The organism is Stappia sp., from assembly GCF_040110915.1.
In the GTDB taxonomy this organism is placed as follows: Bacteria; Pseudomonadota; Alphaproteobacteria; order Rhizobiales; family Stappiaceae; genus Stappia.
Genome location: NZ_CP157793.1, coordinates 4,175,001 through 4,188,400 on the forward strand (window position 1 = coordinate 4,175,001; position 13,400 = coordinate 4,188,400).

12 protein-coding genes, 1 tRNA gene and 2 rRNA genes (1 of these 15 only partly in view) are annotated in these 13,400 nt (G+C 65.8%); 8 read left to right on the forward strand and 7 right to left on the reverse strand.

Annotated elements, in window-relative coordinates; genetic code table 11:
* The 3 genes from ABL312_RS18705 to ABL312_RS18715 all read left to right on the forward strand — a co-directional run.
* A 23S ribosomal RNA gene (locus ABL312_RS18705) occupies positions 1 to 951 on the forward strand (it extends 1,768 nt beyond the left edge of the window).
* 195 nt (positions 952 to 1,146) lie between these two features.
* Positions 1,147 to 1,262, forward strand: a 5S ribosomal RNA gene (rrf, locus tag ABL312_RS18710).
* Positions 1,263 to 1,313: 51 nt separating this feature from the next.
* Positions 1,314 to 1,383: transfer RNA gene (locus ABL312_RS18715), tRNA-Met, on the forward strand.
* Positions 1,384 to 1,525: 142 nt separating this feature from the next.
* Here the strand turns inward: ABL312_RS18715 and ABL312_RS18720 are convergent.
* The 5 genes from ABL312_RS18720 to ABL312_RS18740 form a co-directional block, all read right to left on the reverse strand.
* Positions 1,526 to 2,625, reverse strand: a protein-coding gene (locus tag ABL312_RS18720; protein ID WP_374730139.1) for an IS3 family transposase whose coding sequence is annotated in 2 segments (ribosomal slippage) — positions 1,526 to 2,376 and positions 2,376 to 2,625 — 1,101 coding nt in all. Because the reading frame shifts where the segments join, the coding sequence is not laid out codon by codon here.
* Between the two features lie 80 nt (positions 2,626 to 2,705).
* Positions 2,706 to 3,125, reverse strand: coding sequence for a GNAT family N-acetyltransferase (locus ABL312_RS18725; protein WP_349361459.1), 420 nt, complete (start codon positions 3,123 to 3,125; stop codon positions 2,706 to 2,708).
* 134 nt (positions 3,126 to 3,259) lie between these two features.
* On the reverse strand, positions 3,260 to 3,901 hold the full coding sequence (locus tag ABL312_RS18730) for an HNH endonuclease signature motif containing protein (protein WP_349358914.1): 642 nt from the start codon (positions 3,899 to 3,901) through the stop codon (positions 3,260 to 3,262).
* Between the two features lie 213 nt (positions 3,902 to 4,114).
* A complete protein-coding gene (locus tag ABL312_RS18735; RefSeq protein ID WP_349358915.1) occupies positions 4,115 to 5,416 on the reverse strand; it encodes an FAD-binding oxidoreductase in 1,302 nt (433 codons plus the stop codon).
* An 85-nt stretch (positions 5,417 to 5,501) separates the two neighbouring features.
* Complete coding sequence (locus ABL312_RS18740) at positions 5,502 to 6,173, reverse strand: cupin domain-containing protein (RefSeq protein ID WP_349358916.1); 672 nt, start codon at positions 6,171 to 6,173, stop codon at positions 5,502 to 5,504.
* Positions 6,174 to 6,282: 109 nt separating this feature from the next.
* Between ABL312_RS18740 and ABL312_RS18745 the strand changes: the two genes are divergently transcribed.
* The 3 genes from ABL312_RS18745 (at position 6,283) to ABL312_RS18755 (ending at position 8,531) form a co-directional block, all read left to right on the forward strand.
* The gene (locus ABL312_RS18745) at positions 6,283 to 7,065 is read left to right on the forward strand and encodes an ABC transporter substrate-binding protein (protein ID WP_349358917.1); all 783 of its coding nucleotides are present in this window, start codon (positions 6,283 to 6,285) and stop codon (positions 7,063 to 7,065) included.
* A gap of 81 nt (positions 7,066 to 7,146) precedes the next feature.
* Entirely contained in the window at positions 7,147 to 7,800 is a 654-nt protein-coding gene (locus tag ABL312_RS18750; protein WP_349358918.1) for an amino acid ABC transporter permease, read from the forward strand.
* Positions 7,797 to 8,531, forward strand: a complete 735-nt coding sequence (locus tag ABL312_RS18755) for an amino acid ABC transporter ATP-binding protein (RefSeq protein ID WP_349358919.1) — start codon at positions 7,797 to 7,799, stop codon at positions 8,529 to 8,531. Before ABL312_RS18750 ends, ABL312_RS18755 begins: the two co-directional genes overlap by 4 nt.
* Here ABL312_RS18755 and ABL312_RS18760 read toward each other — a convergent pair.
* Positions 8,515 to 9,444: a LysR family transcriptional regulator gene (locus ABL312_RS18760; protein WP_349361460.1), complete on the reverse strand. Its 930-nt coding sequence runs from the start codon at positions 9,442 to 9,444 to the stop codon at positions 8,515 to 8,517. The genes ABL312_RS18755 and ABL312_RS18760 overlap by 17 nt on opposite strands.
* 130 nt (positions 9,445 to 9,574) lie before the next feature.
* Here ABL312_RS18760 and ABL312_RS18765 point away from each other — a divergent pair, with 130 nt between their 5' ends.
* Positions 9,575 to 9,817, forward strand: a complete 243-nt coding sequence (locus ABL312_RS18765) for a DUF2798 domain-containing protein (protein WP_349358920.1) — start codon at positions 9,575 to 9,577, stop codon at positions 9,815 to 9,817.
* Complete coding sequence (locus ABL312_RS18770) at positions 9,814 to 11,256, forward strand: MFS transporter (RefSeq protein ID WP_349358921.1); 1,443 nt, start codon at positions 9,814 to 9,816, stop codon at positions 11,254 to 11,256. The genes ABL312_RS18765 and ABL312_RS18770 overlap by 4 nt, the downstream gene beginning before the upstream one ends.
* 25 nt (positions 11,257 to 11,281) lie before the next feature.
* Here ABL312_RS18770 and ABL312_RS18775 read toward each other — a convergent pair whose 3' ends face one another.
* Positions 11,282 to 13,150, reverse strand: a complete 1,869-nt coding sequence (locus ABL312_RS18775) for an SLC13 family permease (RefSeq protein ID WP_349358922.1) — start codon at positions 13,148 to 13,150, stop codon at positions 11,282 to 11,284.
* Between the last annotated feature and the right edge of the window lie 250 nt (positions 13,151 to 13,400).

The following is a 13,400-nucleotide window of genomic DNA, read 5'->3' on the forward strand; positions in this document are numbered from 1 at the left end:
CGAAATTCCTTGTCGGGTAAGTTCCGACCTGCACGAATGGCGTAACGACTTCCCCGCTGTCTCCAGCACAGACTCAGTGAAATTGAATTCCCCGTGAAGATGCGGGGTTCCTGCGGTCAGACGGAAAGACCCCGTGCACCTTTACTACAGCTTCACACTGGCATTCGTCACGACATGTGTAGGATAGGTGGTAGACGTCGAAACCAGGGCGCCAGCCTTGGTGGAGTCACCCTTGAAATACCACCCTTGTCGTCATGGATGTCTAACCGCGGCGCAACAACGTCCGGGACCGTGTGTGGCGGGTAGTTTGACTGGGGCGGTCGCCTCCCAAATGGTAACGGAGGCGCGCGATGGTGGGCTCAGAACGGTCGGAAATCGTTCGCTGAGTGCAATGGCATAAGCCCGCCTGACTGCGAGACTGACAAGTCGAGCAGAGACGAAAGTCGGTCATAGTGATCCGGTGGTCCCTCGTGGAAGGGCCATCGCTCAACGGATAAAAGGTACGCCGGGGATAACAGGCTGATGATTCCCAAGAGTCCATATCGACGGAATCGTTTGGCACCTCGATGTCGGCTCATCACATCCTGGGGCTGGAGCAGGTCCCAAGGGTTCGGCTGTTCGCCGATTAAAGTGGTACGTGAGCTGGGTTCAGAACGTCGCGAGACAGTTCGGTCCCTATCTGCCGTGGGTGTAGGAAACTTGAGAGGATCTGTCCCTAGTACGAGAGGACCGGGATGGACGCACCTCTGGTGGACCTGTTGTCGCGCCAGCGGCATTGCAGGGTAGCTATGTGCGGAACGGATAACCGCTGAAAGCATCTAAGCGGGAAACCGGCCTCAAAACCAGGTCTCCCTTGAGAGCCGTGGAAGACCACCACGTCGATAGGCCGGGTGTGGACGCGCAGCAATGCGTGAAGCTTACCGGTACTAATAGCTCGATCGGCTTGATCACTCTCATTACTCAATGCCCATCCATCCTTCGTTCTCACGCCAGTTGGCGCACGCCAACGGCTGCGAACCACGCGCCAAAACGTTGGCGGCCCGCAGTCGCGGGCTGGTCAGCGAAACGCGTTCAAAAACACCGCACACCGGTCTCGTCCGGACAACGCGGAAACAAGACCAGTTCACAAAACTTGCGCTTCGCCGGCCTGGTGGCCACAGCGGGGACCCAAACACCCGATCCCATCCCGAACTCGGAAGTGAAACGCCCCAGCGCCAATGGTACTGCGTCTCAAGACGTGGGAGAGTCGGTCGCCGCCAGGCCCGCAAAGCGCAAAAAAAAACCTCTACGATACTCAAACAAAACTCTCCGCGGGGTGGAGCAGCCCGGTAGCTCGTCAGGCTCATAACCTGAAGGTCGTAGGTTCAAATCCTGCCGTGGTCAGCTGATGTTTATGAACGATCGCCGCCCTTTGGGGCGGTTTTTTTGTTTTCGGGGGTATGCTTGCGTGACTATCGGGTGGGCGTTGACCTGAGACCCAATCCTCTTCCGACTTAGCGCGGAGTCCTTCGGTTGATTTTTGGCCTTATGCGGCCTGTGTTTGCAATGTCATTTTCAATGCGAATTCGTGGGGCGTGAGATTGCCCAGGGATGAGTGGGGTCTGTTTCGGTTGTAGTCGTCCTTCCATGCGGTGATTTGGGATCGGGCTTCGGAAAGCGACGAGAACAGCGTCTCGTTGAGACACTCATCCCTGAAGCTACCGTTGAAACTCTCGACGAAGCCGTTCTGCATCGGTTTGCCGGGCTGGATGTAATGCCAGTCGACACCAGTCCCCTGACACCATTTGAGAACCGCCATGCTGGTAAGTTCGGTTCCGTTGTCAGAGACCACGGTGACCGGTTTACCACGCAGACGGATGAGCGCATCAAGTTCACGGGCGACCCGCAAGCCGGACAATGAAGTATCGGCCACAAGCGCCAGGCACTCGCGGCTGTAATCATCGACCACCGCCAGAACCCGGAAACGGCGGCCGTCCGTAAAGGCATCCGACACGAAGTCCAGGCTCCACCGCTCGTTTGTCCTGCCTGGCAACACCATCGGCCGTCTGGTGCCCAAAGCTCGCTTCCGGCCACCACGTTTGCGGACTTGCAGCTTTTCCTCGCGATAGAGTCGTCTCAGCTTCTTCTGGTTCATTCGGATGCCCTGGCGTTCCAGCATCAGGTGAATGCGTCTGTAGCCGAAGCGCCGGCGCTCTCCGGCAACTCGTCTCATGGCTTCACGCAAATCGGCATCATCAGGTCGAAGGCTACGATACCGAACACTCGACCGGTCAATTGCCAGAACCGCACACGCCCGACGCTGGCTCACGCCGTGCGCTCCGCACAGGTGAGCCGCAGCTTCCCGCCTTGCACCGGGCGTTACCATTTTTTTGATGCAACGTCCTTCAGCATGGCGTTGTCGAGCATGGCCTCGGCCAACAGTTTCTTGAGCTTCGCGTTCTCGTCTTCAAGCGCCTTCAGCTTGCGGGCATCGGATACATCCATGCCGCCAAACTTGGCCTTGTACTTGTAGAACGTGGCTTCCGAGATCCCGTGCCGCCTGCAAACATCGGCCGTCTTCTGGCCGCTTTCCTGCTCCCGCAAGATCCCGATGATCTGTTCTTCTGTGAACCGTGAACGCTTCATTCCGTCCGTCTCCTGCTTGAAACGGACTCTACACAAAATTGGAGGAGTTCTGGGGTCTCAGGTCAGCGTTCAAACCGTCATCATTCAAACACGCGCGCGCAGATACCCCTTGCATGAACCTCTTTGAAAAGATCGTGTGAAAGCAGCTTCGCCGGGCTGAATTTTGTGAATCCGTGGTCCATGGATTTCGCAAATTCCGCATCGCTGTCACGTGTCACCAGGACGCGGTCCGTCGGCAGGATCGAGTCTCCGGCACGAGGGGCGAACACCCGCAGCCCCCGCCCTGTCCTCAGGCCGGACGGCGCCGCCCGATGCATGAACGCCTTGAGGTCGGTGTTTAGGAACGGGTTGGGAACAAGATGAGCCTCTGCGGACCGGGCGCGCTGGCTGAAAAACACCGCCAGGAGCGTCTCGAGATGCTCGCGCGCGCCCGGTTGCATGAGCTCGACACGCCCGAATGATCTTTGAAGCTGCTTCCGCCGTTGCGTAAGGCGTTGCAGGGATTTTCGTCACCGTCGTCCGTTCGCCCGGTTGGCAAAGTCATCGCCCATCCGGCGCGGGCTCGTCTCGCTATTTCAATGCGTCCTCGACAACATCGATGTTCTCGAGCCTCAAGCCAAGGCCCGGCACCGCCTTACTCCCTGTGCGAGGTGTCCGACGAGGGGGGATGCGCATAATCCCAAATCACGGCGTCCACCTTCGGGAACTTTCGCGGGAGGTATCGAGGATCGAAGGGCAAGCCGCCTTCCACGGCCTTGTCCGCCGATATTGCGAGGCACTCCTGCTGTTTTGCGTAAAAGTAACAGAGGTTCAGATATCTGCGCAAAATGCCCAGAGTGGGAAAGGTCAGGTTCTGTCTGTGCCAGAGCATCAGATCCTTGTCACCCCGGCTCATGTTGCAGCGCGGGCAGGAGCGAACCTGATTGAGCGCCACATAGGCTCCGGCGAGCTTGCTGCGCGGAATGAGGTGATCCCATTGGTATCTTGGCGCACTCGTGCCGCAGTGAGCGCAAAGTCGCAGGCCGTCCTGTGACAATCTGTCATCCCGATCGAGGGACGAAATGTTTCGTACCCCGCGCTGGTACTTCGTCATCTCGATGTTGGCCCATTTGCTCCTCCCGCCCGCAAAGCGGTCGGGTCTTCCATGTCGATGCGCCTCCATCATCTGGCGTGTGACACTGAGCCGGGCATAGGTCCACAGAAGGTGGTCCTCGACGGATGCAAGTCTGCGAGGTCTTTTCGGCTCGCTCCAATCCCAGTCTTCCGAGCCCGGCATGTCGGTCCGCCTTTCGCTCTTCCCATGTCGTGGAGGAGGCCGCCCCCTTGCGGTCGCGCCACGTTTGCAAAGCGCAGTCTTGACCATGCGGGGACCGACGCCACCCGGACAACCGAATGCCGCCGCACATCCTGCGCGCGCGGCGCGTTCGCCCGCGTGCCCGTCACGGCTTATTGTCGCTCTTGTCGACTTCTGCGCGCAACCGCTGCCGCGTCAGCCGACCGCGTCGCGCAGGCGGGCCCAGCTCACGGCGGCCATGACCGCATAGCGGCGCATGAAGTGAAACGGGATCGGCTTGACCTGCGTGACGGGGAAGTCGAGCTCCGTCTCCGGCACGCCCTGTGCGGCATCCGCGATCACCTTGCCGAGCGCCGTGGCCATCGCGACGCCCCGCCCGTTGAAGCCGGTTGCGGCCCAGATGCGGTCGTCGACGCGCAGGAGTTGCGGGTAGTGGCTCACGGTCATGGCGACGTTTCCGCCCCAGTGATAGCGCCAGCCCACGCTTTCCAGCTGCGGGTAGAGTTTGACGCTCGCCTTGCGCAGCACCTCGAACTGGCGCTCCGTGCCGGTCTGCGAATAGTCGCCGCGCCCGCCCATGACGAAGGTGTTGCCCGGTCCTTTGCGGAAGTAATGCAGCAGCCGCCGGGTGTCCGACGCCGAATGGCCTTTCGGAAAGATGCTGGCGGCGATGTTCTGCGGCAGCGGTTCGGTGGCCACCTGAATGGAGCGGATCGGTACGACGGTACGGCCGATGGCGCCGGAAAAGGCATCCGCATAGCCGTTGGTGCAGACCAGAAGCTGCCGGGCCTGAAGACGGCCCTGCGCGGTGTGAATGCATACGCCGTCGCCTGTTGTCTCCCACCGCAGCGCGCGGCTGTGGGCGAAGAGGCGCGCGCCGGCGCGCTCGGCCGCCTCGGCCAGGCCGAGCGCATAGTTGAGAGGGTGCAGGTTGCCGCCGCGCTGGTCCAGCATGCCGCCCAGATAGCTGCCGGTTCCAAGGAGATCGGCGGTCTCGTCGCGGTCGAGCAGGCGCATGGCGGCGTCGCGCCGGCGCCACTGGTCGTAGCGGCGTTGCACGGTGGCCCGGGCGGCCTCGCTGTGGATCGGCTGGATCCAGCCGGCGCGCGAAGCCTCGCAATCGATGCCGAGACGCTCGATCAGGTCGAAGACGAAGGTGCCGGCGTTGCCCGCCAGCCGGATCATGCGCCCGCCGAGCGCGGGGCCGAAGCGGGCCTCGATCTCGTCGGGGTCCTCCTTGAGGCCGGGCACCACCTGGCCGCCATTGCGCCCCGAGGCGCCCCAGCCGGGCGTTTCCGCGTCCAGCAGGCAGACCTGAACTCCCGCTTCCGCCAGGTGCAGGGCGGCCGAAAGCCCGGCGAAGCCGCCGCCGATGACGGCGACGTCGCAGGCCTGCTCGCCGACGAGCGCCGGATAGGCCTTCGACGGATTGGCCGTCGCGGTCCACAGGGACCGCGCGATGAAACTGTGCTCGTTGGCGATGGTCGCCTCGGTCATCAACATCTCCTCCTGAATATTCCTCCCGCCCGCCTCGTCCGGTGAATCGTCCGGCCGCCGCGGCGGTGTCCTGGTTATCGGCGCGTCAGTACACGGCCGGCGTGACGACCCAGAACGCCTTGGTCGTCTCGCTGCCCTCGCACCAGAAGCGGATGAATGCGCTTGCCGGAAAGGCGAAACTGTCGCCGGGCTCGAGCAGGACCGTGCGCCCGTCGATTTCCAGCCCCAGCGTGCCGCTCACCACGGTGCCGCATTTGGCGCCGGTCTCGTGCCGGTAGGGCGTGTCGCCGGTGGAGCCGCCCGGCTGGATGACGAGTTTCATCATCTGGATGCCGGTGATCTCGTCCGGCGTCATCAGTTCCTTGCGCATGCCCTTGGCGCCGAGGTCGAGCACGCGGCGCTGATGCGCGCGCACCACGTAGCGTTCCTGCACGTTGCCGCCAGGGTCGAACAGCCAGCTGACGGGCATTTCGAGAGCCGCGCAAATCGCGTTCAGCGATTTCACCGAGGGCATCGTCAGACCGCGTTCGATCTGACTCAGGAGCCCGATGGACACCTCCGCACGGTTGGCGACGACCTGCAGCGACAGGCCGCGCACCTTCCGCCGTTGCCGCAGACGCGCGCCCAGCGAATCGCTGCGCCAGTCGAACGGGGTTTCTTCCGGCGCGGTCTCCTCTCCCCCCTCCGGGTGCTCGGCGTTCCTTGCCGACGGGGCGCCCGGCGGGGACCGCCTGCGATTTCCGGCTTTCTCGGTCATGGCGTTGACAAGCCTCCATTTCTTCACTCAATATGAAATAACAGTCTCAAAATTTCAATCCGGGATAAAAACGACGTCCAACCCGGACCCCCAAGGAGAGGAAACTACCATGAGCTTCACGCGCCTTCTCGCCCGCCGCCCCCGCCTTGCCCGTCTGGGCGCCGCGGCCGTTGTCGCCGTCGCCCTGTCGGGCGTGCCGGCGGCCGCCGAGACGCCGACCTATACGGTCGGATCGACGCCGACGGGCGTGCCCTTCACCTTTCTCGATGTGAGCTCCAACAGCATCCAGGGCGTGATGGTCGACATCATCGAGGCGATCGGCGAGGAGGAAGGCTTCTCTCCGGACGTGAAGGCGACGCAGTGGTCGGCGCTGATCCCCTCGCTCACCAGCGGCAAGATCGACATCATCGCCGCCGCCATGTACGCGACCGAAGAGCGTGCCAAGGTCGTCGACTTCACCGAGACGGTCTATTCCTACGGCGAGGGCCTGTTCGTCGCCAACGACGACGAGACCGCCTATGCCTCGCCGCAGGACCTCAAGGGCAAGACCATCGGCGTGCAGGTCGGCACCGCCTACATCGAGCCGATGAAGGCGCTCGGCATCTTTAAGGACGTGAAGATCTACGACAGCATCCCCGACATCATGCGCGACGTGCAGCTCGGGCGGATCGACGCCGGCTTCGGCGATCTGCCCATCGTCGCCTATCAGTTGTCGCAGGGCGCGGCCCGGGTGCGGCTGGTGGACAGCTACGAATCCACCATCGTCGGCCATGTGGCGATGTCGGTGAAGCCGGGCAACGACGCCCTGCGCGCCACGCTCAACGACGGCCTGAAGACGATCCGCGAGAACGGCAAGCTCGACGCGATCCTCGCCAAGTGGGGCCTGAACTAACCCGCCGCACAGCGCTCTCGACGGCGCGGGACACCCCTCCCGCGCCGTTCGCCGTCTTCGAAGCTCTTCACGGGAATTCTCATGTCCGAGGCTCTGTCACGCGCCGCCGACTATCTGCCTGTCCTGATGGAAGGCGTCTGGATCACGATCGCCGTGACCGTCCTGTCCCTGCTGGTCAGCACGGTCCTGGGGCTCTTCTGGGCCATTCTCGGCTGGACCCGGGTGCGCGCCTTCCGGCTGATCAGCCGGACCTTCATCACGGTCATCCGCGGCATCCCGATCATCGTCCAGCTGTTCTACATCTACTTCGTGATGCCCGATATCGGCATCAATCTGACGGCCTTCCAGGCCGGCGTGATCGGCATGGGCATCGCCTATTCCGCCTATCAGGCCGAGAACTTCCGCGCCGGGATCGAGGCGATCGACCGGGGCCAGATCGAGGCGGCGCACTCCATCGGCATGAGCGACAATCTGATCATGCGCCGCGTGATCCTGCCGCAGGCCTTCCGCATCGCGTTGCCGCCCTATGGCAACACGATGATCATGATGCTCAAGGACAGCTCGCTGGTGTCGACGATCACGGTTGCCGAACTGACCCGCCAGGGCCAGCTCATCGCGTCTTCCACTTTCGACAACATGACCGTCTTCACGCTGGTCGCGGTCATGTATCTGGTGATGGCGCTGCCCCTCACCTACCTCGCCCGCCAACTCGAGAAGAGGTACAAGACCGCATGATTGAGGTCCGCGACATCCACAAGAGTTACGGCGCCGTCGAGGTCATTCGCGGCATCAGCTTCAATGTCGATCCGGGGGAAGTCGTCTGCGTCATCGGCCCGTCGGGCTCGGGCAAGTCCACGATCCTGCGCTGCCTCAACGGTCTGGAGACCTATCAAAGCGGCGAGATCCTGATCGACGGCCAGAAGGTGGACCCGCAGCACAAGTCGATCAAGGCGATCCGCCAGCGGGTGTCGATGGTGTTTCAGCGCTTCAACCTGTTTCCCCATCGCACCGCGCTGGAAAACGTCATGGAGGGGCCGGTCTACGTCATGGGCGTGCCCCGCGCCGAGGCGCGCGACATGGCCGCCGGATATCTCGAGAAGGTGGGCCTCGGCGACAAGATGGACAGCTACCCGGACAATCTTTCCGGCGGGCAGCAGCAGCGCGTGGCGATTGCCCGGGCGCTCGCGATGAAGCCCGAGGCGATCCTCTTCGACGAGCCGACCTCCGCGCTCGATCCGGAACTGGTGGGCGACGTGCTCGGCGTGATGCGCAAGGTGGCCGAAGAGGGCATGACCATGGTCGTGGTCACCCACGAGATGGGCTTCGCCCGCGAGGTGGCCGACCGGGTTCTCTTCCTGGAGGGCGGCGTGATCGTCGAGCAGGGGGCGGCGAGCGACGTCCTGCGCGATCCGAAGGAGCCGCGCACCCAGGAGTTCCTCAAGCGGGTGCTCAATCCGCTGATCTAGCGGGCGGGGCGTCGGCCGCAGACGGCTCGGCGCACACCGCGCGCAGAAGCGTGCGCAGCCAGCGATGGGCGGCGTCGGCGTCCATGCGCGGATGCCAGAGCAGCGAGACCGTGACCTGCGGCGCCTCGAAGGGCAGGGCGAATTCCCGCAAGTCCTCGCGCAGCCCCGCGGTTATCCGCGCCGGCACGCTCGCCACCAGATCGGTGCGACGTGCCAGCGCCAGGGCCGCGGAAAAGCCGCTGACCATGGTGACGATGGTGCGCGACAGCCCGAGCGGGGCCAGCGCCTCGTCGACGGGGCCGCGCGCCACGCCGGGCCGCCACATCGACACATGGTCCGCGCTGGCGTAGCGCTCCGCCGTGATGGGCCCTTCGCTCAGCGCGTGGCCCGGCCGGGTCACGCCGATGAACCGGTCGCGGAAGAGCCCCTGCGCGCGCAGTTCCGGTGCGAGGCTCGGCCCGACCACGCCGGTCTCCAGATCCACCTCGCCTTCGCGCAGCGGCGCGCTGTCCGGATCGGTCTTGGCGATGAAGCGCAGCGTGACGCCGGGCGCTTCGGCCCGCACCCGGGCCAGAAGGGCCGGGGCGAAGGTCTCGATGAACCCGTCCGTGGTGCGCAGGGTGAAGCTGCGTCGCAGCGCGCCCGGATCGAGCGCGTCCGGCGGGCTCAGGACCGCCCGTGCCTCGGCGATCAGCGGCGCCAGACGCGCGTGGAGCTCAAGCGCACGCGGGGTTGGCGTGAGCCCGCGTCCGGCCCGCACCAGCAGCGGATCTCCGGTGGTGTCCCGCAACCGGGCGAGCGTGCGGCTCGTCGCCGAGGGGCTGAGGCGAAGCCGCTTCGCCGCACGCGCGACGCTGCACTCGCTCAACAGGACGTCGAGCGCCAGCAGAAGGTTGAGATCGGGATCGGCCATGCCGCGACGATAGCATGTCGGCCCGGTGGTGACATGGCGTTTCATGCAGGGATTCAGTGCAAATGATGCGTGTTCCGCCATATGTGCTGCGGGGCTACCTGTCGTGGACCAACCCGACAGGAGGTTTCCCATGCTGCCGCCCCGCCTTGCCCCCGTGGCTTTCGCCCTTGTGCTGTCGTGCCTGATGTCCCTGCTGGTCGCGGGCGTCGCGACCTTGCGCAATCTCGGTCCGGTCGAGGGCTTCCTCGGTCTCTGGCTCGAGGCCTGGTTGTCGTCCTGGGTGATCGCCTTCCCGGTCGTGCTCGTGGTCGCGCCGCTCGCGCGAAAATGCGTCGCCGCGTTGGTGCGCTCCGACGCGGATGCGCCCCGATGAAGCGGCCCGTGCAAGACCCGGCGGCCGCATCGCAAGGGCCCTGGGCCGTGATCTGTCTGGCGGCGTCGATGCTCCTGGCGTCGCTCGGCGTGAGCATCGCGAATGTGGCGCTTCCGGCGCTGGCCGGGGCCTTTGCAGCGCCGATGTCCGATGTTCAATGGGTGGTGATCGCCTATCTCCTGTCGGTCACCGTCCTGACGGTGATCGCCGGGCGGCTTGGCGACCGGCTCGGGCGGGGCCGGGTGATGGCGGGCGGCCTTCTGGTCTTCGCCGTCGCGACCGTCCTCTGCGCGCTGGCGCCGACGCTGCCGGCGCTGATCGCGGCCCGCGCGGTGCAGGGCCTCGGCGCGGCGGTTCCCATGGCGCTGGCGGTCGCGCTGGTGCGCGAAACCGTGGCGGAGGACAGGACCGGGCGCGCCATGGGGCTGCTGGGCACCATGTCCGCGGTCGGGACGGCGCTCGGCCCGGCGCTCGGCGGGGCGCTGATCGCCGCCTTCGACTGGCGCGCCGTGTTTCTGGCGCTCGCCCCCGTCGCCGGGCTTGCCGCGCTTCTCGCCTCCCGGGTCCTGCCGGTGGCGGCGCCGACGGCGCGCAAGCCAACCGGCGCCTTCGACCTTCCGGGGATCGTCCTTCTGTGTCTGGCGCTCACTGCCTATGCCCTGTCGATGACCTTGAACGGGGAGGCTTTGGGCGCGCTCAATGCGATGCTTCTGGCGGTTGCGGCTGGCGCGACTGTGGCGTTCGTCGTGGTGGAACGCCGCGTCGCGACGCCTCTGGTCGATCTGTCGGCGCTGCGCGACCCGGTGTTGAGCACCGGTCTGATCGCCACCGCGCTGGTGTCCACGGTGATGATGACGACGCTGGTGGTGGGCCCCTTCTTCCTGGCCTTCGCGCTGGGGCTGAGCGCCTGGCAGGTGGGGCTTGTCATGTCCTTCGGGCCTGTCCTTGCCGCGCTGTGCGGCGTGCCCTCCGGCCGGCTTGTCGACCGTTGCGGGGCCGACGCGGTCTTGCGCGTCGGTCTCGCGGCGATGACGCTCGGCGCGCTCGCTCTCGCGGTCTTGCCCGCGGGCGTGGCCGGCTATCTGGCCGGGCTGGTGCTGTTGACGCCCGGATATCAGCTCTTTCAGGCGGCGACCATGACCCGGGTGATGCTCAAGGTGGCGCCCGGGGAGCGCGGCGTGGTGTCCGGGATGCTCAGCCTGTCACGCAATCTCGGGCTGATCACCGGCGCGGCGGCCATGGGCGCCGTCTTCGCCGTATCGGTGGGCACGAGCGACATGGCGGCCGCCTCGGCTTCGCAGGTCACGGAGGGTCTGCGCACGACCTTCCTGCTCGCGGCCGGGGCGTTGCTCGGCGCGCTGGCGCTGGTGATCCTGCGAGGTGGCGGGCGCACCGCCCAGGAAAGCCGCAAGTCGGACAAGCGCGGCGACCGGGCATGATCCGCCCGGCCCGGACACGGACGGGCTACAGCGGCCAGACGACCAGCAGCAGCGGCACGCTGATCGCGACGACCAGCAGCTCCAGCGGCAGGCCGAGCCTCCAGTAGTCGCCGAAGCGGAAGCCGCCCGGTCCCAGGATCAGCGTGTTGTTCTGGTGGCCGATGGGAGTGAGGAACGCACAGGAGGCGCCGATCGCGACCGCCATCAGGAAACTGTCGGGATTGACGCCCGACGCGGCGGCGATGCCGAGCGCGATGGGGCACAGGACGGCGGCGGTCGCGGCGTTGTTCATCACGTCCGACAGGAACATCGTCGTGACCAGCACCACGACCAGCGCGGCCACCGTGTTGCCCTGGGCCACCGTGTCGATGAGAAACCGCGCCAGCACTTCCGCCGCGCCGGTGGATTGCATCGCGCCGGCGACCGGGATCAGCGCGGCCAGCAGGACGATCACCGGCCAGTCGATGGAGGTATAGACCTGTCGCAGCGGCACGGTGCGCATGACCATCGACGCCAGAACGCCGAGCGCGAAGGCCGGGGCCGCCGGCAGCGCCCCCAGCGTCACCAGGGCGATGGCGCCGAGCATGATCGCGGTGGCGAGCATGGCCATGCGCTTGTCCGGCAGGCGCAGCTCGCGCGCGCCAAGCGGCACGCAGCCCGTTTCGCTGATGAACTCGCCGACCGATTCCGGCAGGCCCTGAACGAGCAGCAGATCGCCGGACCGCAGCTGCGCGCTGCGCAGCCCGGATCGCGGCGGATGCCCCTCGCGCGAGATCGCGATCAGGTTCAGCCCGTAGCGCGCGCGCAGATGCATCTCCTTCGCCGAGCGTCCGACGATGCTCGCGCCCGGCAGAACCGCCAGTTCGCGCAGGACGACGTCGCGGCCGCGCTTGCGGTCCTTCGCGTCGTCCCCCTCGGCGTCGGATGCCTCCCCGGCCGCCGCGTCCTCTGCGGTCGCCCGGGCCTTTGCGTCGGCCGCCTCCGTGTCGTCTTCCTCGGGTTCGACGATGGCCTGTTCCAGCTTGATGTCGAACACGGAGAGCGCCTCCGTCAGGGCATCGACCTCGGCCTGCAGCACCAGGATGTCGTCGGCGCGAATGTGCCGGCCGCCGTGCGGGGCTGTCAGATAGACATCGTTGCGGATCATGCCGACGATCTGGACGTCGCTGTCCTCGATCTCGCGCTCGAAGGCCCGCAGGGTCAGGCCGATGGCCTTGCTCTTGTCGGGCACGCGCACTTCCGTGAAATAGGCGCCGGTTTCGAAATCCGCCTCCGCCGCGGATTTGCGCGCCGGCACCAGCCGCCAGCCGACCAGGGCGACGAGGATCACGCCGGCGCCGGCGACGGCGAGCCCGACGGGCGCGAAATCGAAGATCGAAAAGGCGCCAAGCCCCGCCTCTTCCCGAAAGCCGGAGACGATGAGGTTCGGCGGCGTGCCGATCAGCGTCGTCATGCCGCCGAGGATCGTGCCGAAGGCGAGCGGCATCAGCACCTGTCCGGGCGACAGCTCAAGGCGTTCCGACAGTTGCACCGCGACCGGCATCAGGAGCGCCATCGCGCCGACGTTGTTCATGAAGCCCGACAGGGCCGCGCCCAGACCCATGAGCGCCATCATGCTGGTGGTGCGTCCGGCCTCGCGCGGCAGCACGCTGCGCGCCAGCCAGTCGACGGCGCCGGTGTTCTGAAGGCCCTGGCTGAGCACAAGCACGCAGGCCACGGTGATCACGGCCGGATGGCCGAAGCCGGCGAAGGCGTCGCCGGCCGGAACCAGACCCGCGATGACGCAGGCCATCAGCGACGCCAGCGCGACGACGTCGTGGCGAAACCGCCCCCACAGGAACAGCCCCATCGTGGCGACCAGGATGAGGAAAATCAGAATCTGGTCGGTGCTCATCTATCCTCACCCGGTTGCCTGTTCGGGGGCCCGCCGCTCTCCCGACGGCGCGCCCCCTCCGCCTCCGGCTTGTCGGACATCCTGCCCCGGGGGACAAGCCCTTCCCGCCACGCCCTCGGTCTCCGCCGGACCCGAAACCGTCAGACCGTTCGGGCCGCGAACCTTGTGGATACGCGAGCCAGGCAAGCGTCCTGCGGCCCGGTCGGTCGGGTAAGGCGACCCTAAGTCGCTAAATTAAAGCTATTGACTT

Bases quoted from the DNA above. Each gene is read 5' to 3' on its own strand.
- ABL312_RS18755 (WP_349358919.1), top strand. From the start codon at position 7,797: ATGATTGAGGTCCGCGACATCCACAAGAGTTACGGCGCCGTCGAGGTC.
- ABL312_RS18750 (WP_349358918.1), top strand. From the start codon at position 7,147: ATGTCCGAGGCTCTGTCACGCGCCGCCGACTATCTGCCTGTCCTGATG.
- ABL312_RS18760 (WP_349361460.1), bottom strand. From the start codon at position 9,444: ATGGCCGATCCCGATCTCAACCTTCTGCTGGCGCTCGACGTCCTGTTG.
- ABL312_RS18765 (WP_349358920.1), top strand. From the start codon at position 9,575: ATGCTGCCGCCCCGCCTTGCCCCCGTGGCTTTCGCCCTTGTGCTGTCG.
- ABL312_RS18745 (WP_349358917.1), top strand. From the start codon at position 6,283: ATGAGCTTCACGCGCCTTCTCGCCCGCCGCCCCCGCCTTGCCCGTCTG.
- ABL312_RS18775 (WP_349358922.1), bottom strand. From the start codon at position 13,150: ATGAGCACCGACCAGATTCTGATTTTCCTCATCCTGGTCGCCACGATG.
- ABL312_RS18735 (WP_349358915.1), bottom strand. From the start codon at position 5,416: ATGACCGAGGCGACCATCGCCAACGAGCACAGTTTCATCGCGCGGTCC.
- ABL312_RS18730 (WP_349358914.1), bottom strand. From the start codon at position 3,901: ATGCCGGGCTCGGAAGACTGGGATTGGAGCGAGCCGAAAAGACCTCGC.
- ABL312_RS18740 (WP_349358916.1), bottom strand. From the start codon at position 6,173: ATGACCGAGAAAGCCGGAAATCGCAGGCGGTCCCCGCCGGGCGCCCCG.
- ABL312_RS18770 (WP_349358921.1), top strand. From the start codon at position 9,814: ATGAAGCGGCCCGTGCAAGACCCGGCGGCCGCATCGCAAGGGCCCTGG.